This is a genomic window from Acidiluteibacter ferrifornacis, assembly GCF_009909615.1.
Taxonomy (GTDB): domain Bacteria; phylum Bacteroidota; class Bacteroidia; order Flavobacteriales_E; family Vicingaceae; genus Acidiluteibacter; species Acidiluteibacter ferrifornacis.
This window is the reverse complement of the sequence record NZ_WWNE01000018.1, coordinates 7,393-33,722: the sequence shown is the minus strand read 5'-3', so window position 1 is coordinate 33,722 and position 26,330 is coordinate 7,393. Positions and strand designations below refer to the sequence as shown.

Here is a 26,330-nt window from a genome sequence, read left to right as displayed (position 1 = left end):
TATGTTGATAAGCATTGAGTTGGCTACTATTTTAGCCATAATTTATTTTCTAGCCAGCCACGTTGGTTTATACTTGGTTTTCAAAAAGGCAGGATTAGAGCCATGGAAAGCCTTGGTTCCTTTCTATGGTACTTATCTCGCAATTAAGTTGGTGGAAAAGCCTTGGTGGTGGGTGATTGTTTACTACATTCCATTTGTTGGCTTCATCATTTGGATAGGTATTATTACAGAGCTATTGAAGCGGTTTGGAATTTTTGAATTTCAAAAGCACGTAGCAATGGTAGTGGGTGCACCCATCTATTTATACCTTTTAGGAAGTAAAGAAGAATACAAATGGCGAGGACATGAAGTGGTTCATCGTTGGACAAAACCTAAAAGCCGAGAATGGGCAGATGCCATTAGTTTTGCAGTGATTTTAGCTACAATAATTCGTGCATTTTACATCGAAGCTTTTACCATTCCGACGTCTTCTATGGAAAAGTCACTTTTGGTGGGTGATTTCTTGTTCGTAAGTAAAGTAAGCTATGGCTCAAGAGTTCCGAATACCCCTATCTTTTTCCCTTTTGCCCACCATACCATGCCTGGAACTGAGAAAACTAAATCATATCTAGAATGGATTAAATTCCCTTATCACAGAGTATTTGAATTTGGAAAAGTGGAGCGAAATGATGCTGTAGTTTTTAACTTTCCTGCAGGGGACACAGTTGTAGTTCAACACCAAGATCGAACATTTTATCAGTTGGAAAGAGATTATGGCAGACAAACCTTGGAACAACAATTTGACATCGTGGCCAGACCTGTGGATAAACGAGAGAATTATATCAAAAGATGTGTTGGTATCCCAGGTGATAAAATTGAAGTGAGAAACACTCAATTATTTGTAAACGATAAAGAAGCATATCAGGCATTTGGCGTTCAATTTAGTTATTTAGTTAAAACGGATGGAACCGGGTTTGCTCCAAAACAACTGCTCGATTGGGAGATTACTGAATACCGAATGGATGGACCAGGCCTTTATTTTATGCTATTGACTGATGAAAATAAAGCACGCATTGAAGCTCTACCACATGTAAAACAAGTAGAGCCGATCAACAAACCAAAAGGATACTATTCAGATGGGAAATATGGTAAGAATTTAATTTATCCCAATGCAAAAGGTTATGATTGGACGGAAGATAATTTTGGTCCGTTGACAATTCCTAAAGCAGGAGAGACTGTTGAATTAACTGTACAGAATTTGCCCATTTACAGACGAATCATTCAGGTTTATGAGGGTAACGACCTTCAGATAAAAGGAAAAGAAATCTATATTAATGGTAGTCTTTCAAATACTTACACCTTTAAAATGGACTACTATTGGATGATGGGAGACAACAGGCATAACTCTCAAGATAGTCGTTTTTGGGGCTTTGTGCCAGAAGATCATATCGTAGGGAAAGCTGTTTTTGTGTGGTTATCATTAGACCCAAACCGAACAGGGCTTGATAAGGTTAGATGGGATAGACTATTTACACTTATAAAAGGCGAAGAGTAATTCAATTTATGATATTATGTTATGTAAGCCCAACTTCTTTTTAGAGGTTGGGCATTTTGCTATAATTCGAATTATTTAACTCATTATCAATTCATTGGAGTCCAAACTTAATGTACCGCTACCAGATTCATATTTGGGAAATATATACAAGACATTATTAACGCTGGCTTGAAAAAATAAGGTTTTTGATTTATTCTCATAAATGTTTAATATAGGCTCCGCTTCAATCAAAAATCCTTCTACCACTCCACCACTACCCATATTTTTAGTGCTTTTGAAATACATAGAATTCACCAATTTCCCAATTCCCATCTCTAAAGAAAACTGCTCTTTGGAGGTTATTGGATTAACAAACAATGGAACTTGAGCACCTAAAGAAACTTGACTGGCGTAATGAAATCCAATATCAGAAGGATAGGTACTATTGTCTAATATATTATTGACTTGTAAACCTCCTAGAAGATAATTATTCTGACCATATGCCTTTGCATAGCTCAAAACTATTAGCACTACCATTGAAATTCTAAAGTATCGTATCATGAAAAAAGTTTTAGGTTCCTTGTAAATATAACGACTTAAACTCAACAAGCAATAAAACCTTAAATCAAACCATCTCGAATGACTTGAATCCCACCTTGCCATTCTCTATTACTTTACTCTAAGTCATTCTACTTATTTCTTAAAAGAGTAGTTTTTAACACTTTTTTAATTATCATTGAAATTCAAACCAAAAACCTAAAAATGAAAAAATTACTTTCTCTAGCCCTAATAGGGTTTTCTTTCCATTTCGCCGCGATTTCTCAAGTCAATATTTCGAATTTAAAAACCGTGTGGGGTCCTGAAATAAAAAGTACAAAACAAAGTACTTTCGAAGGGATAGTCGGTAAAGACTCCGAGAATATCTATGCTTTACAAGAATATGCGAGTCGTGGAGATGCAACTAAAATTGAATTATTGGCTTATGACAATAAAACGATGAAGCTAAGAAAGTCTTCCATCATCAAATTGGATGAGAATATCTCCAATAAATCTCTAGAACAAGTCACGCAATTGGGAGAAAACTTATATGCTTTCACTTATGTAACCGATAAAAAAACAGATAAAAAAACTTTATACGTTCAAGAAATTGATAAAAAATCAATGACGCTAAAGTCTAAAACGACTCAGTTAGCTCAAATTGATTTTGGAAATAATGGAAGACGAAATAGAGGAAATTTTAATGTGGCGGTTTCTAAGAATGATGAGTATATTTTAGTAAACTACATCAATCCTAGAGAAGGAAAATACAGTAAGCAGCGAGTAGGAATTAAAGTATTCGATAAAGATTTCAAATTGCTTTGGGAAAAATTAGATGAACTAGAGTTTCCTGATGATAATTTCGTCCTGAAGAAAATGGAAATCAGTAATAATGGGAATGTATTTGTTTTAGGAAATGTCATCCCTGAAAAGCGAGTTAGATCTAGCAATAAACAAGAGTTTCAGCTTTATGCATACACGGATTTAGGAGAAGAAATCGTTCAGTATCCGCTTATCATTAAAGATAAATACATAGATCAGATGACGTTATCACTAACAGAGAATGATGATATCATAGTTGGAGGGTTATATGGTAAAGATATTTACAAGGTTAGTGGGACTTTTTATTTACGAATTGATGGAAATACTCAGCAAGTGGAAGCTAGTAGCTTTAAAGAATTTCCGCTAAACTTTATCACGGAAGGGATGTCCGAGAAACACGAGAAAAAAACCGAAAAAAAGGCAGAAAAAGGAAAGGATGTAGGTTTAGTTAATTATGAATTAAGAAATCTAACCATTGCAAATGATGGTAGCATTACTTTTATAGCTGAACAAAGCTATGTAGTTGTAAACACCTACACGGATGCAAATGGTCATATGAGAACCACTTATACTTATTATGACAATGATATCATTATGGTCTTTGTAAATCCAGAAGGTCAAATTGTTGAAAATATTAAAATTCCAAAATATCAAAAATCGTCTACCTCTATGTTCTCCTCATACGTGTTAGGCTTAAATGATGATAAAGCTTTTTTTATCTTCAACGACAATATTAAAAACTTAGCTATTAACGAAAGATCCAAAATGAGACCGTTCACCGGCCAAAAAAAGGCTGTAGCAGTAGTAGTAACTGTAAATGAAGATGGAAAGCAACGGAAGTCGGCATTGTTTAATGCTAAAGAGGTAGGCACCTTGTTGCGTCCAAAAGTCTCTAAGCAGTTTGAGTCTGGTGATGAAATATACATTGTAGGTCAGAAAGGCAAAAAACTATCACTGGGAAGAATCACACTAGATTAAAATCCCAATTAATAACTATTTAAAGGCCTAAAGAATAATCTTTAGGCCTTTTCTTTTTCAAAAAAATTGAAGGCTATCCTATTTTCTGTTTGAATCAATCCAAAACTGAAACTACTTCGTAACTGGATGAAACAATAAAACAGGAAACATGAAAAAGACATTCTTAAAAATAGCAATCGGGATAGGTTCTATATTCGCTCTATTGGTAATTATTCTTGCCGTTCATATCTATTTAGTAACGCCTGAGCCAGAGAAAAATCCAACCCGGGGGTGGCAGTTGAGTCGGATTGACATCAATGAAGAATTACCCCTTTCCGATAATCATGTCAAAGAAATCAACAATTCATTCAAATCTGTAGAAGGAGTGGAAAGAGTGGTTATCAATAAAGAACACGGCACTGTAGTATTTGCCTACTTTCCAAAAGAATTCTCAGCAATGAGCATTTATAATAATTTTTCTACAAAAACAGGTTTGAACACTGCCCTATTTACTCCTTCTAAAGAGCAATTAGCTGCAAGTTGTCCTGTCATTGATAAAAATTCTATCTCCTATAAGATGGGGAGTTTCTTTCAAAACATCTTTCAAAACTAGTAATCACTTTTATTCATTAAAACTATATTATCATGAAAAATCCATTTAAAGTAATGTTGGTATTGCTTGCAGTATCCATCAGTTTTGCATCGTGTAAAGACGATGACGACGACACAGTAGTAACTCCTACTCCGACTCCAACGGAAAAGAGTATTTATGAAAAATTAGGCGGAACCGAGATGGTTGAAGACCCTAACAATGCCGGAGTAATGATTGAGAAAGGAAAGTTGACACTAAGATCTGTGGTAGATTCTACCATATTTGTGATTGCAGGTGATACTTTACTGCAACCTTACTTTACAACCCTTTTAGGAGAAGTTGGACAAGGAGACCTTTCTGGGTTTACAGCATTGAGTATGTCTTTAACGAACTTCTTTAGTGCGGCAACAGGATCTAAAACTATCACCTACAACGGTAGAAATATGACAGATGCTCACGATCCTGCAAAGTATTCAAGAATGGCTCAGAAAGCTGACGATGCAGCTATGGACGCATTTATTGCTGATGTTGTAACCGGTGCAGGTCAAAATGGTGTTCCACCAACAGATCCGATTATTGGAGAAATTGGTGCACTATTGGAGACGCTAAGACCACAAGTAGTACAGAGATAATCTAATCTTAATTTATCCCTTAGCAAACTGCTAAGGGATTTTAAACCCCCTTAACCTTATGAAACAATTCAACGCACTCTCCCTTTCCTATAAAGATACTTCCATCCAATTTCGAGAATTGTTTTCATTTGACGATGAAAAAGTAAGAGGATTACTTCATCAGTTCAAATCTCTTCTAGGACTTGAAGACATACTAATATTAGCTACATGTAACCGGACAGAAATATATTTCTCAGCCCCAAAACAAAAAGTAGATCAAGTGTATAGATTACTGGCGCTAAAAGTTAGACTACCCAGAGAAATGATTATTAAACACTTCAATCTTTATAAAGGATTGAACGCAGTTAAGCACCTATACAATGTCTCTCTTGGTTTAGATTCAATGATTTTAGGAGATATGCAGATTATTAATCAAGTAAAAAGGGCCTATCAGCTTTCTGCGGATGAACAAACTGCCGGACCCTTTTTACATCGATTATTACATAGTATTTTTCACACCAACAAAAGAGTAACGCATGAAACTAAATTTAAAGAGGGAAATACATCATTAGCATCTGCAGCAGTCAGCAGAGCAAGAGAATTTGGTTATCAATTTAGAAGACCCAAAGTAGTAATCATTGGTATGGGTGAAATCGGACAAACAGTTGCTGAAAATCTCAAAAATTATAATGGTCAAATTGTAATCATTAATCGCTCACCAGAAAAGGCAAGAAAGATAGTTGAAAAATATGGGTTTGAATTCCAACCTTATGAATCTTTAAACTCGGCTATAGAGAATGCCTCGGTAATTATTTCAGCTGTTAGATCTGAAAAACCCATAATCAATCAAAAATCTATAAGTGAAAGTGTTCGTCATCAATTATACATCGACTTAGCTGTACCACGAAGTATTGACCAGAATTTAAAAAGTCATCAAGGAATAATCGTCGCTAACGTAGATGATTTGAAAGAGCAAACCGAACAAACACTTCAAAAAAGACAAAGTAAAATTGATGAAGTTAACTACATTATCCAACGATCTATCAATGAATTAAAAGATTGGCAAAAAGAAATGGAGTTTTCTCCAGTAGTAAAACAATTAAAGGCAGCACTTGAAGAAATGAGACAAAAAGAAGTAGGACGCCACCTAAAAGGAATAGAAAACAGTCAAGCTGAATTGTTGGAAATTGCTACCAAAAATTTAGTTCAAAAAATCATAAAATTGCCAGTACTTCACCTAAAAGCCATTTGCATGAGAGAAGAAGCTTCACAAATATCACAAACATTAAGTGACTTATTTAATCTTGAAAAAAAAACCGTAAAAGAGACAAATTAATGAATTCCAATAATAGTAACAATTGACCCTTCACTTTTTTTATTATCTTTCCCTAATATATACGTATTAAAACCTAGGTAACACAATAATATATGCGATCAAAATTCATTATATTGGTAGGCATCACTCTTCCCATCTTGTTTAATTCGTGCGAATCTGAAAATAAAGAAGAATTATTTCCAAAAGACACTTCAGAAGTTTGCATTACTGATTCCATGTCATTTAGTATCGACATCAATCCCATAATTGCAGCTAATTGTGCAATATCAGGCTGTCATGTTAGTGGTTTTAGTGAAGGAGATTTTACAAGTTATCAAGGAATTAAAGATAAAATTGATAACGGTGATAAAATTAGAGAACGTGTTGTGATTAAGAAAGATATGCCTGCTAGTGGTCCTCTTCCAGATTGTGAAATCAAGAAAATAGAGTCGTGGTTAAATGCAGGTGCACCAAATAATTAATAAAAGATGAAAAATTTTGGCTTTGGAATACTTCTTTTGCTTTGTGGCACTTCGTTGATTGCTCAAGAAACAACAGAATACAGTAGTGAAACATTTAAAGATACGCGAATTGTCAACGGACAATCAGTAGAGACAAACGAGGAAGGACAGTTGAAATTTATTATTTCTCATCGTTTTGGATTAATATCTCAAGGAATCAATAATTTTTTCGGTTTAGATGAAGCTAGTATTCGATTAGGACTGGATTATGGTGTTACGGACCGATTTACAATAGGAATAGGAAGAAGCTCTTTTGAGAAGACGGTAGATGGCTTTGCCAAATACAAATTATTAAGGCAATCTGTCGGAGCCAGAGAAATGCCAATAACCATGACATGGCAAAGTAATTTTGCAATCAGAACTGCTGATTTCCCAGATAATCCCGGCGAAGAATACGACATAGCTAATCGGATGACTTATGGGCACCAATTGATGATTGCTCGAAAATTTTGTGATGCGTTCTCTGCTCAAATAATGCCCACTTTCATCCATAAAAACCTAGTAGACACAAAAGCTGAAAAAAACGACCTGTTTGCTATTGGAGCTGCCACCAGGTATCAACTATCGAAAATTATTTCTTTCCAAGCAGAATACTATTATGTTTTACCTGACCAGTTGGGCGATCAGTTCACAAACTCCCTTTCTTTGGGATTTGATATTCAAACCAAAAGTCATGTTTTCCAACTACATGTCTCCAACTCTCAAGGTATGATCGACAAATTTTTTATTTCTGAAACTCGTCAGGATTTTTTCGAAGGAGATGTCTACTTTGGATTCAACATCAGCAGGGATTTTCAATTGAAAGGTAAAAAGTATAAGTAAGATGAAAAACTTAAAATCAGTTGCGATAGTATTGGTATCCTTCTTATCATTCAGCTGGATGGGTTTCAATTTTTCTAAAATAAACCTTTCTAAGGATAGAAAATTAAGTGATGTGCTCATAGAGTTAAACGATTCTCCTAAATCTCATTACCGTCCCAATGCTGCTAAGGAGCAAATAGAGAGAGGAAAAGAATTAGTGTTTAATGGACGAACTGTTGGGCCTGATGGAAAGATGTCTCCTTTTATCAGTAAGTATTTTGCTTGTACAAGCTGCCACAATCAAGTACAAGAAGATCCGAACATTACTCAATTTGATCCACAAGCGCGATTATTACATGCAGAAAAAAACAATCTAAAATTTCTACCTGCAACTACCTTCTGGGGAATGTATAACCGAGAAAGTTGGTACAACGATGATTATGTATTGAAATATGGAGACCTAGTTATTCCTGCCAACAAAAGTTTAGAAGAGGCCACACAGTTATGTGCTAAAGTTTGTTCCTCTGGTCGCTATTTAGAAGATTGGGAATTAGAAGCCATATTGGCGTATTATGCATCTATTCAGTTAACCATTGGAGATTTAAATCTAACCGATGAAGAGTTGAATAAATTGCAGTCAGAAGGGAAAAAAGAAGATAAAATCAAACTATTAAAATCTAAATACGCACTAAAAAGCCCTGCCACCTTTCCGAAAAATCCAACTAATAAAATTGAAGGATATTCTGGTTTAGTTGGTGACCCGACGAATGGAAAAAGGCTATATGAATTAAGTTGTCAGGCTTGCCATCAAGCCGGAGGAGTTTCCCCAATTCTTCTGGACAATGCAAAGGTGACATTCCAAAAATTCAAAAGAAACTTGGACAAAAACAGTTATTATAACATTTATGACATTGTAGTTCATGGCACTTATGCAGACAAAGGAAAACCTAGATATATGCCACTTTATCCTGAAGAAAGAATGAGTCCACAGCAGATAGAAGATTTAAGAGCTTATATAGAACAAGAAGCGAAGTAAGTAATCTACCAAAACAGCAGTCTAAAAAAATACTTCTGCCAAAAATATCATCCTTATAAACATATCGTTACTATGAATGATTATCTATCTCTTTTATATTCATAAAGATGATCACACCAACAATTTAAATAACAATTGAGCGCTTGAGTTGGTAGGTTCTTAAAAAACTAAAAAAATAGATGTATATACATATATTTTCTAAGCATTCTCATAATTCTCGTTATTTAATCTCTAATTTTGGGGCTCCAAGAAAGCAATACAGTTATCCTCGGATAGTTTATTTGCTTTATGAACTACTGAAATGAACAAAGAACGAGCACTGCTATTAACCCTAGCAGTCATTCAATTTTCTCACATTACTGACTTTATGATTTTAATGCCGTTAGGACCTACCCTGATGCGTGCATTTGATATTCTGCCAAGCCAATTTGCATTGCTGGTTTCAGCCTATACATTTAGTGCCGGCATTTTTGGATTTGTTGGCGCTTTCTTTATAGATCGTTTCGACCGTAAGAAAATGCTTATCATTATGGCGACAGGTTTTGCTTTAGGCACATTGGCCTGTGGCTTCTCCAGCAGCTATTATTTGTTGCTTTTCACCAGAGCTTTTACTGGGTCATTTGGTGGAATTCTAAGTGCATTAATTTTATCAATCATTGGGGATGCAGTCCCCAATGAGCGAAGAGCTGGGGCTATGGGTTTGGTAATGGCCTCCTTTTCTTTGGCCTCAGTTGTCGGAGTGCCTCTTGGATTGTACTTAGCCACTTTATCCGATTGGCATTTTCCCTTTATTTCGCTAGGTGTGATTGCGTTATTAACTCTAATCCCTATTGCAAAATTCATTCCCACAATGAATACACACATTGTTAGCCGTGCGGATAGAGAGTCTCCAATTGCAATTGTTAGAAATGTACTAGAAAATAAAAATCAACTTTACGCATTGTTGTTTGGCGTTATCATCATGTTTAGTCATTTTTCAGTCGTCCCTTTTATTAGTCCATACTTAGTGACAAATGTGGGTTTTTCTGAAAAAGACATTACGTATATCTATCTAATTGGAGGAGGGTTAACTATATTCACCGCTCCACTAATAGGCCGTTTAGCTGACCGTTTTGGACGATTAAAGATCTTTGTTATTGCGGTGATTATCGTTTCATTCCCCATATTCTTTCTCACCAATTTAACAGAACAGCCGATCTGGATTGTACTGTTAATCACTTCTTTTTTCTTTGTTTTCGGTTCAGGGCGCATGATCCCATCAACGGCTATGATTACCTCATCAGTTCGACCAAAAAACAGAGGTAGTTTCATGAGTTTTAACTCTGCATGCCGTCAATTGACCAATGGATTTGCTGCTTACTTTGGAGGATTAATTATTACCCAAGGCGAAGATGGATTATTACATCATTACGATTGGGTAGGCTATATCGCTATTGCAATGGGAATTCTATCCATCATCATTGCTCGGAAGATTAAAGTAGTGGATGAATCTGGTTTTGAGAATTAGTGTTTTTCCAATGAAGAAGTAATCAATATAGAATTACCAGCTCCCACCTGCTCCTCCTCCACCAAAACTTCCTCCGCCGAAGCCGCCAAAACCACCGCCGCCTCCTCCGAAACCACCAAATCCACCACCACCTGAATTAAAGTTATTCCAACTTCCTCGATGACTTCTATTAGCTGATCCCATTAACCACAAGGCGGTCCAAAAGGAAACATCATGACCTAACGAATAAGTTTTGGCTCTTTTTACAGCGCTGAATACAAACAAGAAGATGATAAATAGTACAAAAATAAACGGGAAAACTGGAATGGGTTTGTTGCTCTTTTTCTGATAAGCTTCAGAAGAATATTCACCTCCCACTATATCTATTATAACAGAAGTTCCTCTGTTAATACCTTGATAAATTGCTCCTTGCTTAAACAAAGGAATCATTTCCTTCTCCACGATTCGCTTACCAATAGCATCAGGTAAAACTCCTTCTAAGCCATAACCAGTAGCAATATAGATTTGCCCTTTACTATCATTGGTTTTTGGTTTGAATAAAACAACAATTCCGTTATCAAATTCAGCATTTCCTACGCCCCATTTTTCGCCTAATTCAAAAGCAAAGGAGGAAGCATCATAATCACACAAATCCAAAACGGTAACTACAGCAATTTGTGTAGAAGTTGTATCATTAAAATTCACCAACTTTTCTTCTAACAAATCAATTTCATGAGCAGAAAATACTCCCGCAAAATCGTTCACAAGTCTGGCTTTAGAGGGTCTTTCCGGAATGCAATCTTGAGAAAAAGCCCCAAATGAAAGGGTTACTAGTATAAAAAGTAAAAGTTGTTTAATTCGAATCATAATTTATTTTTTGCCAAATGAAATCTCGTTCGGTAATTCATCTACATCGTCTTTCTGATAAGGAAAATGGGCCTTTAATTGCTCTCCTGACGCTTTTATACCGTATGCCAACCCTTCTGTAAACTCTCCCTTCTTGAAGAATTCTACCATATTGTCGCGAATTTCATCCCAAAATCCTTTTGGAACCACTGCATTGATCCCCACATCGCCAAGGATAGCAAATTGCTTGTCCTCAGTTGCTAAATAAAACAGAACCCCATTACGAAGCTCTGTCTTCTGCATTTCTAAAAGACTGAAAATATGGGATGCTCTGTCTAATACATCTTCTTTACACCGTTTTTCTATGTGAACACGAATCTCTCCGGAAGTCGCTTTTTCAGCAGTACCTATGGCTGATTCAATGTAGTTTATTTGCTGGGTGTTAAATAGTTCTTTTGCCATAATTAAAATTGTACTTCTGGTGCCTTCTCTGCTCCTGCGTCTGCTTCGAAATAAGGTTTCTTTTCAAAATCAAACCAACCCGAATATATATTCCTTGGAAATTGCTTGATGTATGTATTGTAATCTCCTGTAGCTTCATTAAACTTTTTCCTCTCCACTGCAATTCTGTTCTCTGTCCCTTCCAATTGCGCTTGCAGCTCTAAGAAGTTTTGATTTGCTTTTAATTCAGGATAACGCTCCACAGAAACCAACAATCTACTTAATGCTCCCGACAACTCTCCTTGAGCAGCCTGAAACTTTTGCATGGAAGATTCATCAAGCTGTGAAGCATCAATATTCATGCTTGTCGCCTTTGATCTTGCTTCTATAACAGCCGTCAAGGTTGATTGCTCAAAGTCAGCAGCCCCTTTTACTGTATTCACAAGATTTGGAACTAAATCAGCTCTTCTTTGATACACATTTTGGACTTGAGCCCATGATTTATCTACATTCTCACTTTTCTCAACCATGCTGTTGTATCCACACGAAGACATGCTTATGGCAAAAAAAGCAACTAACATTAACTTTATTATTTTTTTCATTTTTTCTATTGTTTGATTGTGTGATAAAGGTATTTAAAAAATGGCTTCTCAACGAATCAAGAAGCCATTTGCATTTTAATTAATCAATTCAATACTTCGTTTAATGAATTTATTCAAGGCTTCTCCTTTCAATAAATTCTGTGACAACAATGCCAAGTCTGTGGCTTGTTTGGTCATGTCCTTTTGTTTGTTTTCTTCTTTCTCATTTAAGATTTTAGAAATCAATGGGTGATTAGAATTAACGACCATATTGTACATTTCAGGCAGGTTACCCATTCCCATCATACCTCCGCCGCCAACAGCGTTCATGTCTTTCATTCTTCTCATAAACTCTGATTGAGTGATGGTAAAAGGTTGATCCTTTTCACTCATACTTTCAAACACTACCGTATATTTCTCCTTAGGTAATGCTCCCTCAATCACTGGTTTCAATTTCTTCTCATCATCTTCCGATAATTTAGAAGGTATCTCTTCATCCTTTTTGATAAGTTTATCTATAGTGTCAGCATCAACTCTAGTAAAAGTAGTATCCTTAAACTCTTGTTCCAATTTACCTACAAAGTGTGCTGATAATGGAGAGTCCATCACAACAACATCATAACCTTTATCTTTGGCTGCTGAGATATATGAATACTGATCATCTTTGTTTGAAGTATACAACACCACTACTTTGTTGTCCTTATCTGTTTGCAACGGTTTGATTTGCTCCAAATATTCTTCCATGGTTTTAGCAACACCTTCTGTATTTTTCAACAGTGCAAAGTTCTTTGCTTTTTCAAGGAATTTATCATCAGAAAGCATTCCGTATTCTATAAAAATCTTAATATCATCCCATTTCTCCTCAAAGTCAGCTCGATCATTTTTATACAATTCCTCTAGCTTATCTGCTACCTTTCTCGAAATATACTTTGAAATCTTTTTTACGTTCGCATCACTCTGCAAGTATGAACGAGAAACGTTCAATGGAATGTCTGGAGAATCAATTACACCATGCAACATGGTTAAGAAGTCAGGAACAATCCCTTCAACAGACTCGGTAACAAACACCTGATTAGAATACAATTGAATTTTATTCTTCTGCATTTCCATGTTTCCTTTCAATTTAGGAAAGAACAAAATACCAGTTAAATTGAATGGATAGTCTACATTTAAATGAATGTGAAACAATGGCTCATCAAAAGTCATTGGATACAATTCTCTATAAAAATTTTTATAATCCTCTGGTTTTAAATCAGCCGGCACTTTTGTCCAAGCAGGAGTTGGGTTATTGATGATATTATCTTCTATTATTTTCTCTTCCTTTGCGTCATCACCTTCTCCTACCTTTTCAGTTCGCTCATTGGTTCCAAATTTGATTTCAATTGGCATAAACTTGCAATACTTGTCTAACAATTGCTGAATTTTATGCTTTTCTAAATACTCAACTGAATCTTCTGCAATATGTAAAACGATATCAGTTCCTCTTGCTGCCTTATCGGTTTCTTCTAAAGAAAAGTTAGGAGATCCGTCACATTCCCATCTTACTGCTTTACTTCCTTCTTTATGGGAAAGTGTTATAATTTCAACCTTAGAGGCCACCATAAATGCGGAATAGAAACCTAAACCAAAATGACCGATTACACTTGCTTTATCCTTATATTTTTGTACAAATTCTTCAGCACCAGAGAATGCAATTTGGTTGATGTATTTATCCACCTCTTCTTCGGTCATACCGATTCCGTTATCAGAGAAAGTTAAGGTCTTTGCATCCTTATCTAATTTAACTTCTACTCTTAAATTGCTAACATCTGCTTTCGTTTCTCCTAAGGAAGCCAATGTTTTTAATTTTTGAGTTGCATCCACTGCATTTGAAATCAATTCTCTCAAAAATATCTCTTGATCAGAATACAAGAATTGTTTGATGATTGGAAAAATATTCTCAGTTTGAACATTTATCTTTCCTTGTGCCATTTTTTAATCTATTTATAGGTTAATAATTATAAACTTAAGTGGCTCATATAGCCATTCCGCTTTAGTCAAAGGCTGTACCAAATGACTTTTACTGACAAATTGACAATTCTTCGCGATTTATATAATTTAATTAGTTTTGATAGAAATCAAATCTTTCATCCGTGAAATACAACATCAAACTATTATTCAGCTCATTACTATTATTCTCCTTTCAATTTACTTTTGCGCAGCAACAAGTCGAAAAGTCATATTTCACCATTGGAGATCGTGTAACTATAAAGTCTACTCAGTTGAACGAAGATCGAATTTTGAATATTTACCTCCCGGTAGGTTATTCAAAAGACTCGATGAACAATTACCCAGTCATCTATTTACTAGACGGTTCTAAGCATGAAGATTTTATTCATATCGCAGGATTGGTGCAATTCGGTTCTTACTCTTGGATAAATATGGTAAGCGAAAGTATTGTGGTGGGTATAGAAAATGTAGATCGGAAAAGAGATTTTACATTTCCAACTGAAGTTGCATACGATTCTACTCGTTGGCCTGACAAAGGAGGTTCGGCAAATTTTATTGCATTCATAGAAAAAGAAGCAATGCCTTTTATCAGTTCAAATTATTCCAACAATGAAAACACTACCCTAATTGGCCAATCTTTGGGCGGATTATTAGCGGCTGAAGTACTTATCAAGCATACCCCCCTTTTTAGAAATTACATCATTGTGAGCCCTAGTATGTGGTGGGACAATAAATCCATGACTAAAAGGGATGTTCCAAGCATTTCTTCCAATCAGCAAGTATACATCGCAGTAGGAAAGGAAGGCTATCTGATGAGAAGTACTGCATGCAAACTATATCGAAAAACACGAAAATCAGCACCTCGACCCAAGCAAGTGCACTTTGAGTTTTTCAGGAAACAAAATCACGCTGACATATTACATCATGCAGTTTACGATGCCTTTGAAACTTTAAAATAAAGATTAATGCGATTATTACTCACTCTTCTATTCTCATTATGCCTCATGAATGCTGTATTCACTCAGTCACAATCTGCTATTGATGGAACTTATCAGGTAGAGGGAATAGAATGTATTATTGATTTTAATGATGGTGAAGCTAAATTCCATTTCAATCCTAACCTATGCATTACTTCATATAGTATACTTGATAGTACTCAAATTAGATTTCAAAACTCTAAAGCGTGCACAAAAATATGTTGCGATGATGAACTAGACATTCTATTTATAAAAAAGACAACTCATTATCAATACTATAAACTTAAGAATAATAACCTTTATTTATACGGAACAGATACACTACTATTGATAAATAAAGCTAAAAAATAATAGGGTAAGTTTACTTTGAATACTACTTCAAAGGAGTTCAATCTTCCGTTAAAAAAAATTAAATCGATTCAGTTCGCTTTTTCATCAGAATAGAATTCATTAACTTTTAGGTTCACCAAAATAAAGCGCTATGAATTTCAATCAACTTTCAGCACTCTTTATTAATTGCACCCTCAAAAAATCACCAGCCATGAGCCATACTGATGGGCTGATTGATATTTCTAAAAAAATCATGGAGAAGAATGGCGTTTCTGTAGAGACCATTCGTTTTGTGGATCACGATATTGCCACAGGTGTTTATCCTGATATGACGGAACATGGATGGGAAACGGATGAATGGCCAGAGATTTTCAAAAAAGTGATGAAAGCAGATATTTTGGTGCTCACTACTCCGATTTGGTTAGGTGATAAATCATCTCAATGTGCTAAAGCCATAGAACGATTATATGCCATGTCAGGCATGACGAATGATAACGGACAATACATCTATTATGGAAAAGTAGCAGGTTGTCTGGTAACAGGAAATGAAGACGGCGCTAAGCATTGTGCGATGAACATCTTGTATTCGATGCAGCATTTGGGTTATTGTATTTCTCCACAATCTGACGCTGCATGGTTAGGAGAAATTGGTCCAGGAAAGTCTTACAAAGACGAAGGTTCCGGTGGACCTGAAAATGACTTCACCAATCGCAACACTACTTTTATGACCTATAATTTAATGCACTTGGCGAAAATGCTGAAGGATGCAGGAGGCTTTCCTGTTGGAGGAAATCAGCGCACAGAATGGGACAACGGGAATCATTTTGAATTTGAAAACCCAGAGTATAGGTAGACTATCTCTTCGCAACTTTATTATTACTAATTGCACGTTGTCGGGAACATTTGAAACGTCCTTTTTCAATTGAATTTAAAGCCGAATGCTTTGTGCTTCTACCTTGCACTCTTTTTCGCCACATTCTGAAACTTGAAACTTTCATCTCTTTTCGCATGATTTCAATCACTTCTTGTTCTGATATTTTAAATTGAAATTTGATAGCATCAAAAGGGGTTCTGTCTTCCCACGCCATTTCTACTATTCGATCAATATCAAGATCTGTTTGCTCATTTTTCATGTTCATGATAACCGCAGTATTTCTAAAATGTTCTAATTATTCAATAAAACATACCTATTGCGCCATTTTTTCAACTGTGTTTTTTTCACTAAAGACCCAACTTACCATAAATACCTGATTAACAATATATAAATTTTAGTATCGATGTATACAACGGATTGAAATATGGATTAATATTGGCTAAAATTTAGGCCCTTTTATCAATACTAATTTAACTGATGATTCACCCACACACAACTATTAAAACCGTCAACGAAACAGTAGGTTACGGCGTTTTTGCAACACAAGATATTCCTGAAGGAACTATCGTTTATGTAAAAGATAGCATGGAGTTAGAAATAAGTCCTTTGGAGTTTTTAACCCACCAAAAAGAAATTCAAGAAGTTATTGAAAAATATAGCTATATGGACCAAAGAGGCTACAGAATTGTAAGTTGGGATTTTGCTAAATATGTCAATCATTGTTGCAACTACAATACCATAAGCACCGGATATGGATTTGAAATTGCTGTAAGAGATATTAAAGCAGGCGAGCAGATTACTGATGAGTACGGAATTTTCAACTTGGAATATGAAATTGAATTAGAATGTGCTCACTCCAATTGCCGTCAGAAAGTTAAACCAAAAGATTTTGACACTTATTACCAGCAATGGGATGATGTGATTAAAAAATCATTAATCCGCCTGAATGAAGTAGAACAACCGCTCTTAGTTTTTGTAGACGAAAACTCTAAAAATGAACTAAATGCTTTCCTTTCTGACCCGAATCAATACCAATCCGTATATCGTTTAAGGTATCAAAAAGACATTGCGAAATTAGGAGAGGAATAAGAAGTGTAAGTGTTCTCAAAAAAATAAGGAATTTTAGCTCATGAAAAATGAGTGGCTGTTTGCAAAAACCTATTGGAGTCTTTTCCGGAAGAAGCAATTGCAACAGCAATTTCTATCGAATTATATTAAGGGAGAATTGAGCCATTCGTTTGACCAATTCTCTCCTTCACTTCAGTTTAAAATTAACTACTACGCCTCTTGGGGTGTTGTAGCGATAAGTGAGGTTTTCGCAACAATATTCAATAAACCACTTTCGGAAAAAGAGCGGCTACAGGCTACTGAAATGTCACTGCTATTTGCATTAGCTGATGAATTAATTGATGAGGATGATTTGAATTTGAAGTCAATTTCAGAATTAACTACAAAGAATACCTCCCACTCCATTCGTTATATAGAAGCACAGCGCTTGCTTGTGAAATTTCAAGACGAAACCTCTATTTGGCCAACACTTCAAGAGGCGATAAAAGCACAAATAGCTAGTCAGGCTCAGAAGAAAACCAGCGATATCGACCAAATTAGATCGCTCACTTTTGAAAAAGGAAGTTGGACCATGCTCCTTTATCGCCAATTGATTGAGGAAAAACTAAGTGCTCAAGAAACACAAACTGTAAAGCTATTAGGTTACTGTCTGCAACTGGCGGATGACCTACTGGATGCTTTTGACGATACAGCCGAAAACATATCAACGACTGCTAACCTCATCGATTTACAAAAAGTAGTTTCTCATTATAGAACTCAAGTGAATCTGGCTAAAAACTCATTTTTTACTACTTACGGTAGAAGCAAAAACACTGTTAAAGCATTCCGAACGTTTCAAATTCTATTTGCTATTTCCGAAATGGCCGTTGATCAATTCACCAAAAATGGGATTATTTCCTTCCATCAAACAGATTTTTCTTCGTTAAATAGGAGTCTCTTTATAGTTGATATGGAAAAAAGAACGACAGTTCTCCGATCTCTTGCCTATTGCGGGAAACAGTAAATTCTCGTGATTTCTACAGCATTCAACAATCTGTGTAGAGATTTCCCCACGAACTTACTCCCCTTCATCCCTACACTTAACGTATATATTGACCTGCAGCCTATTTTTGATCGTTTTTATACAATGGCATAAATTTTCCATTAAAGAAAATGAATCAAAAAAATAAACAGACATGAACGACTTAAATATAAAAGGCAATTGGAACCAAATTAAGGGAAAATTGCAACAGAAGTTTGGAGATCTAACCAATGATGACCTCATGTTTATAGAAGGAAAAGAGAATGAATTATTGGGTAGACTACAAAACCGATTAGGTAAAAAGAAAGAAGAGGTTATAGACGAAATTAAATCTGTGATTAAAGATTTATAGCAATACCGCTAATGGCACAACCAATTCAATAATTCAAATCAAAAAATAAAAAAGTAATAAATAATGAAAATTTCAACAAGTTCTATAGAATTAAATACAGGAATAGCAAAAGACAAAAGAGAAAAAATATGCAATGGATTAAGTAGTGTATTGGCAGATAGTTATTACTTAATGATTAAAACACACAACTATCACTGGAACGTTAAAGGGTTAAACTTTAGACAAATTCACCTGTTAACTGAGGAACAATACATGGAACTATTCGGCGCCATTGATAATATTGCAGAGCGAATTAGAGCGTTAGGATTTAACGCACCAGGTTCAGTAAAAGAATTTGACAAATTAACATCAATCAAGCAGGGTGATGGAAATTTATCTGCAGAAGAAATGTTAGAAGACTTATTAGAAAGTCATGAAAACTTAATACGTACAGCACGAAAAGCATTGCCAGCTGCTGCAGATGTCTCTGATGAAGCTACAGTAGATTTACTGACTCATCGTTTAGATGTGCACGAAAAAACAGCATGGATGCTAAGAAGTATGCTAGAAAAATAAATCGCTATGAAAAATAATCAATTTAGTACGTTATCAATAGCTTGCAACACTTTAAAGGATATGGGATACACAGCAAATTTTAAGGCGTTGGCATCTAAAAAAATATCCACAAATGTAGGAGCCAAAGAGTTTAGTCCCGAAGAAGTTAAAATCAATGAATTTCATAGATTCGAGGGGGAGAGTAATCCAGCAGATACTTCAATAGTATATGCAATAGAGGCCAAAGATGGCACGAAGGGCTTACTTATAGATTCATACGGAGCTGATAGTTCAATAGCTATTGATCAATTCATCAAAAAAGTAACAATAAATTAGAACGGCATGAATAATCCAAATCATAGAACACTTACGATATATTTAGGAGGCAATAAATATAAAGATGATCAAACGCTTGCCTTTGCCAAATCAAATGGTTTAGCCATTAAAGAAGTGGATGTGACGAAAGATAAATTGACGGGTACTCAAATTTTGCAATTAGTCAACAAAATGCACATAGAAATACATGAGTTAATAGACACTAGCAATGAAAATTTTAAAGCATTTAATATTAGTGGCAAATTTGATCAAGAAGATTGGTTAAATTTAATAATTCAACATCCAGAATTTATTAAAACTCCTATCGTGCAGAGTGAAGATCAAACAGTATTTGTGAAGACTCCCTCTGACACACTAAAAATTAATTAAAAGTTAAACTAAATATAAAACAATTAAAAACAGTAAATTATGAATGATTCATCAAAAATATTCTTAGCAGCATTAGTAGGTGCAGCAGCAGGAGCAGTAGCAGGAATCTTATTAGCTCCAGCCAGTGGAAAAGAAACAAGAGAAAAAATTGGCGAAAAAGCCGGAGAATTTAGCGACAACGTTAAAGACTTCGCAGAAAAAAGCAAAGAAAAATTCAATGAGTTTAAAGAGTCAGCTAAAGAGAAAGTAAGCGCCTAATATTTTCAAAGCACTGAGTGTGCACCATTTGGTGCACACTTATTTTTCATACCAAAACTTCAATCATGGATTCTAAAATATACGAAATAATAGATGATGCCAAATTATACACCTCGCATCATGTAGAGTTGCTAAAATTGCAACTTGCAGAAAAGACTTCAATTGGCGCTGCAGAGTTTGCTAGCCATTTAATCATTGGTGTCGTCGGAATTCTGTTCTTGCTTTTTGCATCAGTTAGTCTTGGTCTACTCTTTGGGGATTTATTAAACAACTTAGCATTAGGTTTCTTTTTGGTTGCTGCGATTTATCTTGTCTTTTTTCTAGTATTTCTATTGGCGAAAAAAACACTACTCAAAAAACCATTGATCAATTATACCATCAAAAAAATATTCGAAGATGAAGACTAATTTACCTCTAAATATGAAAATTACAGATCTTGAAAGTCTAAGAAAAGCTCAACAATATCACGAAGTAAAAATTGTAGAGAAGGAAGCATTAATTAAAGCAAATGTCGCCATTTTGAAAAGTCAATATGGATCAACAAGAATCCTAAAAACCATTTTTAATTCTAGTACGAAAAACATAGGTACTTCAAATTTTTTTAAATTAGGAACTGATTGGTTAATCGACCTAATATTAGGAGGAAAAAGTCCATTTATCCGAATGTTTTCAAAAAATTTAGTTCGAATCTTATCAGCAAATTACAACCAAAAAATTGAACTTTTTTTCGATCGAATAATGCGTACTTTTAGCAGTGTGATTAATCGATAACACCGCATGAAAAAAAATAACAATCGATTAGATCGGATTTATAAATTATCCGTTATAATCCCAGTAGCTATTTTAGCTCTCATATATGGAAAATCTATACTACTCCCTTTGGTATTTTCCTTTTTTATATCACTTGCCCTCTATCCTTTAGTCAATTTTCTTAAAAAGTATGTCAAAAATTTAGCGCTTTCAATTGGTATTACACTTTTGTCAGTGCTTTTGGTTTTTGGTGGTGGTATTTATTTGATATCCTCTCAATTTCAAAGTTTAATTTCAGAATTACCTTCCTTGCAAGATCAGTTTTTAGGTGTCATCAACAATATCGCAGATTATATTGAGCAGAATTTCCATTATACTTCTAAAGAGCAAATTACATATTTAAGAAATGGTGCACAAAATCTATTGAAATCTAGTGGCTCCATTTTTAGTGGAGCAGTAAATACTACTTCCTCCATTTTTACATTTTTAACATTAGTGCCTATTTATGTATTTTTCATCTTGTTGTATCAAGATAATTTTAAACTATTTTTCAAGAGAGTTACTCCAGCAGACGCTACCGAAAATTACCTTAAAGTAGTGACTCAAGTAAGAGAAGTTGTACAAGGGTACATCGGAGGAATGGGAGTTGTTATTTTAATTATTGCAACTTTAAATTGTATAGGTCTATTCGCTTTGGGAATAGAATATGCGTTGTTTTTTGGAATATTTTCAGCGGTACTTACTGTTATTCCCTATATTGGAATTGCCATTGGCGCAAGTTTACCTACCCTCTTTGCCTTAGTCACTAAAGATTCCTTGGCCTACCCAATTGGTGTAATGATATTATACGCAGTTGTACAGTTCCTGGAAGGAAATTTTATTACCCCAAAAATTGTAGGTGACAAAGTAAATATCAACCCCCTTGCTGCTATAGTTGCCTTAATTATAGGAGGAAGTATATGGGGAATAATAGGGATGATACTTGCTATTCCTGTTACAGGAATATTACAAATTCTACTCTATCGTAGTGAAAGAACCAAATCTTTTGCCCTGTTATTAAGAGCTGAAAATGATATTCCTGATCAAAAAGATGAAAATATTTAATAGTCATTATCTTACATGATTAAATCATTTATTGAAGTTGTGAAATCAGACTTTATAAATAAAACCATATGAATACAAATGCGAAAGGGTGAGGAAAATTCCTCACCCTTTAATAATTTATAGTAGTCGACTTTCTCTACTAGAATGATAAACCAACAAATAAAGAAGCCTGTGAATTTTTAAAATCGCTGAACGAAGAAGTAGGTACTGGGAATCCACCAACATTAAGTGTTTGATCTTTGCCAATTTCTCTTAATCCATAATTGTATCGTGCTCCAAAACGTAGAATATCAAACTCGAAACCCACTCCAACTGCAATACCGTAATCTAACCTTTCAAAGTCTGCTTCGTTTAAACTCTCCACCGCATCAAAATCATCATTATCAGCATTGTTCTCTAATTCTGCTTTTAACATATAGGCCACATAGGGTCCACCATGAATATTAAAATTATCCGTTAAATTGAGAACGGCTAAAACTGGCACTTCCAAATAGTTAAACTTTTGAGTAAATTCAGCTTCTCCTGTAAAGAAATTATCATATTTAGTAGTTGCTCCTTTCGTTGTATATAACACCTCAGGTTGAATGGCGAAATGTTCTGTCAATGCTGCTTTAAAAAACAATCCTGCATTGTAACCAATCCTTAAATTTTGATCATCTACTTCATCACTGTAGAAGTTAGAAAAATTAAGTCCTCCTTTAATACCAAACTCGCTATCATTCTCGTCTTGAGCAATGACAGGATTTGTGAAGATTGTACTCAATAAAACAGTTGATACTGCTAAAATTTGTTTTGCTCTCTTTTTCATAATTGTAAGTTTTAAGATTTGACTTCTACAATGAAAGAGTTGCACCAAAAACCAACACGCTCAATAACAAACAATTAAAAATTCTCTACCGTTAGTTAAAGTAGAACAAATAGCTCAAACCGTGGAATTTTTTTCTACCATTCGACATTTTGAGTTTTCATTTAATTACTGATTAGTTTAAAGAATCAAATGAAACATTGAAAAAAACTGCTGCTCACAACAAAAACCTGTAGTTCTCCTCATCTATTTGGTCTCAGGTCTTGTAATTATCCTTTATTAAACAATACTTAAATACTTAATAATGAAAAATTAACTACATTTATAACTGTATCTTATTTTATGACTGCTCAAATAGCGCAAACATTTCCGCTCGAAAAATTAGCGCATACTCCTACCAGCAGTGCTAATAAAACTATAAAAAGGCAAAAATCTTTAACCAACTACAAAAAATCAGGTTCTGTAGTTTGGTGCACAGGCAGCACTAATGGTGCTCTAGGTGAATTCTCCACTCCATTTACAACACAAGATACTTCTATCACTAATTGGATTGTTAAATCAATTTATCTGTCTGGAAGAGCAGTCACTCCAGGAAGTGCTTTCTGGGTTAGGAATTTAACAGGGTATTCGGCTGGTGCATATTGGCAAGGAACAACACCTCATGGATCCTCTTCTCAAGCAAACGGTTCAGCATTATTCGATTCAGATTTTTTAGATAATAATGGTATCCCGGGAGCATTTGGAACAGGAGCATCGCCTAGTGTACATAAAGGTGAATTAATTTCTCCCCCAATTGATCTAACTGGTTACACTAATCAAGCATTAATTGTCAAGTTTTTTCTACTTTTTACAGAAGTTTTCAAATTTCAAACCCTGGTGTAAGCTTATCTGTGGACGGAGGAGTAACTTATAGTCATGCAAATATTTTAAATAACTCCATAAATTTTACAGAACAAACAGTTTCTATACTATTTCCTACAATTACCAGCGGTGTAAGCAACCTAACAAACTGCAGATTAAAATTCACGTTTGAAGGGGATTACTATTTTGCTTTTATAGATGATGTTTCTATAGAAACGGCTGAAGCAATTGATCTTACAATTGAAGAAGCTGACAACTCAGGGAATACAGTTGCAGCTGACTTTAAGGATCTTCAAGTAATAAATAATAGACATTTTTCTATAAATCAACTTGTTGATCACCATTTTAGATATGGTGCAAATGTCAAGAACAAGGGCTATGGTAAAGTTATCCAATCCGACAATGCGATGCTTAATGTTAAAATACAGCGCAACAATTTAGGCAATTGGTTAACCGTTTATCAGGATTCAACCAGTATTGATACTTTAAAAACAGTTGGGCTTGGTAGACCTTTTATTGATACCATTAAAATGAAAAATTGGGCTACAATCGGAGACTATCGTGTAATTTATACTACTAGTTGTAACAGTGACAATAATCCTTCCAACGACACATTAATGCAGTACTTTTCATTGAATGACGATCAGTATTTTTCAAAAGTGGATGTCACTAATGGCTTACCTTCCTTTGATCGGCAAATTTTTCCTGGTGGAGGACCTTTTAAAAAATTTGAATTTGGAAGTATGTTTTCTTTTCCAAATGGGCAAGCCAGTAACCTTGCACTAGATTCGGTTTCTTTAATATATTACACACCAAACAACTATACTGGTGCAAATAGTATCATACTTAAAGTAAACCTTTATGAGTTTAATGATGGTATCAACGGCGCCACGAAAAATGGATTCATTGATAATTCTGGATTGAAAAACGAATTGAAATTAATCGCAACTGGTAGTAAAACATTAACCAATCTTAATTTAGGAGCATACGCGGGAACAAGTATTCAACTGACAGATACCTCTACTAATACCACAAAGCCCCTATTGAAAGATAATAAGTATTACTTTGTTTCTTTAGAACTAGATGCAGGATTAAACTCTATTACAGATTTTAATTCCACAAATATGATATGGTTTGGAGCTTCAACTGCAAAGAGTTATTCCATGAATTATTCAGGTATAGACTCTAATAATGTTATTCCTTTGCCAAGCACAATTTTTCTCACTGATGCGTCATGATCCATTAAGAGTAGGTAAGTTTAGTGGTTTTGAAAACAAAAAAAGCTCAAAACTTTCGTTCTGAGCTTTTAGAAGCGGAGAAAGAGGGATTCGAACCCCCGGTACCTCTCGGTACGTCGGTTTTCAAGACCGGTGCATTCAACCGCTCTGCCATTTCTCCGCGGCAAAAGTACCAAAGCATTTCATTTTACAAAAGATTTTTTTAATTTTTTTTTAAATTTCTTGATTTCGATTTTTAGTAATTTTATGGAATGAAAAATTTAGTACTATTCGCCACACTATTATTAGGAATAAACTTCCACTCTAATGCAACTTTAAATGCTGTATTCAATTATGCTCGATTTCAAACTACGGATGGTCAACAATATTTAGAAGCCTATTTAGAGGTAAAAGGAAATAGTCTTGAGAAAGTAAAAACAGCTAATAATACTTTCAAAAGCGAACTAATTGTGTCCTATATAGTACTTGATTCCTCAAATAGCGTAGTAACCTATGAGAAATTTTCATTAGCCACTCCTGAATTTGAAAGCGAAGAGTTATCACAAAATATAATTGACGTAAAAAGGTTGGCCATCCCTTCTGGGAATTATACTTTTCAGTTGACAATTGATGATAAATATACTCCAAAAGAAGACTTCGAAACTTCTTTTCAACTCAGTATGGATTTAAAGAAAAATCAACTAGAAATTAGCGATATAGAATTGGTAGCTCATTTGGAAGCAAGTACTGAAGAAGGTACATTCAACAAGGCTGGCTATCACATAACGCCCAATACATCAAGTTTTTTCGACTTAGATATTGAAAAACTAGATTTTTATGTTGAAATATACAATTCCAATCTAATTGTAGCTGAAGATCAAAAATATTTAGTGGACTACTCCATTGTTGACCAGCATTCCAAAAAAATATCTAATAACCTTAGGGGAGTTTCTAAAGTCTCACCTAGTGACAAAGAAATTATCCTTAAAAATATTGACATCAAAAAGCTACCTAGTGGCAGCTATGAATTGAATGTAAAAATTATTTCAAATAAAAATGAATTACTTGCTGAACGTTCAGTGAATTTTAGAAGAAGTAATCCATTCATTGTATATGAATTTGATGAGATTGAAAGTTCATTTGTTGGAAAATTCACTGACCGAGACACCTTGTATAGGTATATAGATTATCTCTACCCGATTTCTACCGATGTTCAAAAACAATTTGTAAAAAACCAACTAATAAACAAGGATTTAAAGGTGATGCAACAATTCTTTTTGAGTTTCTGGATAGAAAAAAATAGCGAAAATCCTGAATTAGCATGGTTGAACTACAAAGAACAAGTTAAAATCGCAAACAAGCAATTTGGCTTTCAAACTCGTCCAGGATATTTAACTGACCGTGGAAGGATTTATCTACAATATGG

Annotated in this window: 32 protein-coding genes and 1 tRNA gene; 25 read left to right on the top strand and 8 right to left on the bottom strand. The window is 34.7% G+C overall.

The window, feature by feature from the left end; genetic code table 11:
• Position 1: 1 nt before the first annotated feature.
• Positions 2-1,534 carry a signal peptidase I gene (gene lepB / locus GQN54_RS14190; protein ID WP_160634228.1) on the top strand — a complete coding sequence of 511 codons (1,533 nt, stop codon included), beginning with the start codon at positions 2-4 and terminating at the stop codon, positions 1,532-1,534.
• 75 nt (positions 1,535-1,609) lie between these two features.
• On the opposite strand, the gene GQN54_RS14185 is transcribed toward lepB, so the two are convergent.
• Complete coding sequence (locus GQN54_RS14185) at positions 1,610-2,074, bottom strand: hypothetical protein (RefSeq protein WP_160634227.1); 465 nt, start codon at positions 2,072-2,074, stop codon at positions 1,610-1,612.
• A 201-nt stretch (positions 2,075-2,275) separates the two neighbouring features.
• Here GQN54_RS14185 and GQN54_RS14180 point away from each other — a divergent pair, with 201 nt between their 5' ends.
• From GQN54_RS14180 to GQN54_RS14145, 8 genes are all read left to right on the top strand, one after another.
• Positions 2,276-3,850 carry a hypothetical protein gene (locus tag GQN54_RS14180; protein WP_160634226.1) on the top strand — a complete coding sequence of 525 codons (1,575 nt, stop codon included), beginning with the start codon at positions 2,276-2,278 and terminating at the stop codon, positions 3,848-3,850.
• Between the two features lie 148 nt (positions 3,851-3,998).
• Positions 3,999-4,442 (top strand): hypothetical protein, encoded by a 444-nt coding sequence (locus tag GQN54_RS14175; protein WP_160634225.1) that lies wholly within the window; start codon positions 3,999-4,001, stop codon positions 4,440-4,442.
• Between the two features lie 32 nt (positions 4,443-4,474).
• Positions 4,475-5,053, top strand: a complete 579-nt coding sequence (locus GQN54_RS14170) for a globin family protein (protein WP_160634224.1) — start codon at positions 4,475-4,477, stop codon at positions 5,051-5,053.
• A 58-nt stretch (positions 5,054-5,111) separates the two neighbouring features.
• Positions 5,112-6,368, top strand: coding sequence for a glutamyl-tRNA reductase (hemA, locus tag GQN54_RS14165; protein ID WP_160634223.1), 1,257 nt, complete (start codon positions 5,112-5,114; stop codon positions 6,366-6,368).
• A 92-nt stretch (positions 6,369-6,460) separates the two neighbouring features.
• A complete protein-coding gene (locus GQN54_RS14160; RefSeq protein ID WP_160634222.1) occupies positions 6,461-6,829 on the top strand; it encodes a hypothetical protein in 369 nt (122 codons plus the stop codon).
• 6 nt (positions 6,830-6,835) lie between these two features.
• A complete protein-coding gene (locus tag GQN54_RS14155) occupies positions 6,836-7,690 on the top strand; it encodes a DUF5777 family beta-barrel protein (RefSeq protein WP_160634221.1) in 855 nt (284 codons plus the stop codon).
• Between the two features lies 1 nt (position 7,691).
• A complete protein-coding gene (locus GQN54_RS14150; protein ID WP_160634220.1) occupies positions 7,692-8,705 on the top strand; it encodes a c-type cytochrome in 1,014 nt (337 codons plus the stop codon).
• 301 nt (positions 8,706-9,006) lie between these two features.
• Entirely contained in the window at positions 9,007-10,212 is a 1,206-nt protein-coding gene (locus GQN54_RS14145) for an MFS transporter (protein ID WP_160634219.1), read from the top strand.
• Between the two features lie 33 nt (positions 10,213-10,245).
• On the opposite strand, the gene GQN54_RS14140 is transcribed toward GQN54_RS14145, so the two are convergent.
• The 4 genes from GQN54_RS14140 to htpG all read right to left on the bottom strand — a co-directional run bounded on the left by GQN54_RS14140 (position 10,246) and on the right by htpG (position 14,030).
• The gene (locus tag GQN54_RS14140) at positions 10,246-11,058 is read right to left on the bottom strand and encodes a TPM domain-containing protein (RefSeq protein ID WP_160634218.1); all 813 of its coding nucleotides are present in this window, start codon (positions 11,056-11,058) and stop codon (positions 10,246-10,248) included.
• A gap of 3 nt (positions 11,059-11,061) precedes the next feature.
• Complete coding sequence (locus GQN54_RS14135) at positions 11,062-11,499, bottom strand: TPM domain-containing protein (protein WP_160634217.1); 438 nt, start codon at positions 11,497-11,499, stop codon at positions 11,062-11,064.
• 2 nt (positions 11,500-11,501) lie between these two features.
• Entirely contained in the window at positions 11,502-12,080 is a 579-nt protein-coding gene (locus GQN54_RS14130) for a LemA family protein (RefSeq protein WP_160634216.1), read from the bottom strand.
• Positions 12,081-12,155: 75 nt separating this feature from the next.
• Complete coding sequence (gene htpG, locus GQN54_RS14125; RefSeq protein ID WP_160634215.1) at positions 12,156-14,030, bottom strand: molecular chaperone HtpG; 1,875 nt, start codon at positions 14,028-14,030, stop codon at positions 12,156-12,158.
• A gap of 161 nt (positions 14,031-14,191) precedes the next feature.
• Between htpG and GQN54_RS14120 the strand changes: the two genes are divergently transcribed.
• From GQN54_RS14120 to GQN54_RS14110, 3 genes are all read left to right on the top strand, one after another.
• Entirely contained in the window at positions 14,192-15,007 is an 816-nt protein-coding gene (locus GQN54_RS14120) for an alpha/beta hydrolase (RefSeq protein ID WP_317163990.1), read from the top strand.
• 6 nt (positions 15,008-15,013) lie between these two features.
• Positions 15,014-15,376 (top strand): hypothetical protein, encoded by a 363-nt coding sequence (locus GQN54_RS14115; protein ID WP_160634214.1) that lies wholly within the window; start codon positions 15,014-15,016, stop codon positions 15,374-15,376.
• 130 nt (positions 15,377-15,506) lie between these two features.
• Positions 15,507-16,208 (top strand): flavodoxin family protein, encoded by a 702-nt coding sequence (locus tag GQN54_RS14110; RefSeq protein ID WP_160634213.1) that lies wholly within the window; start codon positions 15,507-15,509, stop codon positions 16,206-16,208.
• Between the two features lies 1 nt (position 16,209).
• Here the strand turns inward: GQN54_RS14110 and GQN54_RS14105 are convergent, their stop codons facing one another.
• Positions 16,210-16,494 carry a TIGR03643 family protein gene (locus GQN54_RS14105; protein ID WP_160634212.1) on the bottom strand — a complete coding sequence of 95 codons (285 nt, stop codon included), beginning with the start codon at positions 16,492-16,494 and terminating at the stop codon, positions 16,210-16,212.
• A gap of 212 nt (positions 16,495-16,706) precedes the next feature.
• On the opposite strand from GQN54_RS14105, the gene GQN54_RS14100 reads away from it, so the two are divergent.
• From GQN54_RS14100 to GQN54_RS14055, 10 genes are all read left to right on the top strand, one after another.
• Positions 16,707-17,318 carry an SET domain-containing protein gene (locus GQN54_RS14100; RefSeq protein ID WP_160634211.1) on the top strand — a complete coding sequence of 204 codons (612 nt, stop codon included), beginning with the start codon at positions 16,707-16,709 and terminating at the stop codon, positions 17,316-17,318.
• A 40-nt stretch (positions 17,319-17,358) separates the two neighbouring features.
• Positions 17,359-18,300: a hypothetical protein gene (locus tag GQN54_RS14095; protein WP_160634210.1), complete on the top strand. Its 942-nt coding sequence runs from the start codon at positions 17,359-17,361 to the stop codon at positions 18,298-18,300.
• A gap of 172 nt (positions 18,301-18,472) precedes the next feature.
• On the top strand, positions 18,473-18,670 hold the full coding sequence (locus GQN54_RS14090) for a CsbD family protein (protein ID WP_160634209.1): 198 nt from the start codon (positions 18,473-18,475) through the stop codon (positions 18,668-18,670).
• Between the two features lie 63 nt (positions 18,671-18,733).
• Positions 18,734-19,225: a Dps family protein gene (locus GQN54_RS14085; protein ID WP_160634208.1), complete on the top strand. Its 492-nt coding sequence runs from the start codon at positions 18,734-18,736 to the stop codon at positions 19,223-19,225.
• A gap of 6 nt (positions 19,226-19,231) precedes the next feature.
• A complete protein-coding gene (locus GQN54_RS14080) occupies positions 19,232-19,540 on the top strand; it encodes a phosphoribosylpyrophosphate synthetase (RefSeq protein ID WP_160634207.1) in 309 nt (102 codons plus the stop codon).
• A 6-nt stretch (positions 19,541-19,546) separates the two neighbouring features.
• Positions 19,547-19,909 carry an arsenate reductase family protein gene (locus GQN54_RS14075; protein WP_160634206.1) on the top strand — a complete coding sequence of 121 codons (363 nt, stop codon included), beginning with the start codon at positions 19,547-19,549 and terminating at the stop codon, positions 19,907-19,909.
• A 39-nt stretch (positions 19,910-19,948) separates the two neighbouring features.
• Entirely contained in the window at positions 19,949-20,167 is a 219-nt protein-coding gene (locus GQN54_RS14070) for a YtxH domain-containing protein (protein ID WP_160634205.1), read from the top strand.
• A gap of 65 nt (positions 20,168-20,232) precedes the next feature.
• Entirely contained in the window at positions 20,233-20,574 is a 342-nt protein-coding gene (locus tag GQN54_RS14065; protein ID WP_160634204.1) for a phage holin family protein, read from the top strand.
• On the top strand, positions 20,564-20,938 hold the full coding sequence (locus GQN54_RS14060; protein WP_160634203.1) for a hypothetical protein: 375 nt from the start codon (positions 20,564-20,566) through the stop codon (positions 20,936-20,938). Before GQN54_RS14065 ends, GQN54_RS14060 begins: the two co-directional genes overlap by 11 nt.
• Before the next feature lie 6 nt (positions 20,939-20,944).
• On the top strand, positions 20,945-22,021 hold the full coding sequence (locus tag GQN54_RS14055; RefSeq protein ID WP_160634202.1) for an AI-2E family transporter: 1,077 nt from the start codon (positions 20,945-20,947) through the stop codon (positions 22,019-22,021).
• Between the two features lie 139 nt (positions 22,022-22,160).
• Here the strand turns inward: GQN54_RS14055 and GQN54_RS14050 are convergent, their stop codons facing one another.
• Complete coding sequence (locus GQN54_RS14050; protein ID WP_160634201.1) at positions 22,161-22,829, bottom strand: porin family protein; 669 nt, start codon at positions 22,827-22,829, stop codon at positions 22,161-22,163.
• 339 nt (positions 22,830-23,168) lie between these two features.
• Between GQN54_RS14050 and GQN54_RS14045 the strand changes: the two genes are divergently transcribed.
• Positions 23,169-23,708 (top strand): hypothetical protein, encoded by a 540-nt coding sequence (locus tag GQN54_RS14045; RefSeq protein WP_160634200.1) that lies wholly within the window; start codon positions 23,169-23,171, stop codon positions 23,706-23,708.
• Positions 23,709-23,716: 8 nt separating this feature from the next.
• Positions 23,717-24,925 (top strand): hypothetical protein, encoded by a 1,209-nt coding sequence (locus GQN54_RS14040; protein ID WP_160634199.1) that lies wholly within the window; start codon positions 23,717-23,719, stop codon positions 24,923-24,925.
• Between the two features lie 75 nt (positions 24,926-25,000).
• On the opposite strand, the gene GQN54_RS14035 is transcribed toward GQN54_RS14040, so the two are convergent.
• Positions 25,001-25,085 (bottom strand) — tRNA-Ser (locus GQN54_RS14035).
• Between the two features lie 91 nt (positions 25,086-25,176).
• On the opposite strand from GQN54_RS14035, the gene GQN54_RS14030 reads away from it, so the two are divergent.
• Positions 25,177-26,330 (top strand): GWxTD domain-containing protein (locus GQN54_RS14030; RefSeq protein ID WP_160634198.1); only part of this gene is annotated, 1,154 nt, incomplete at its 3' end.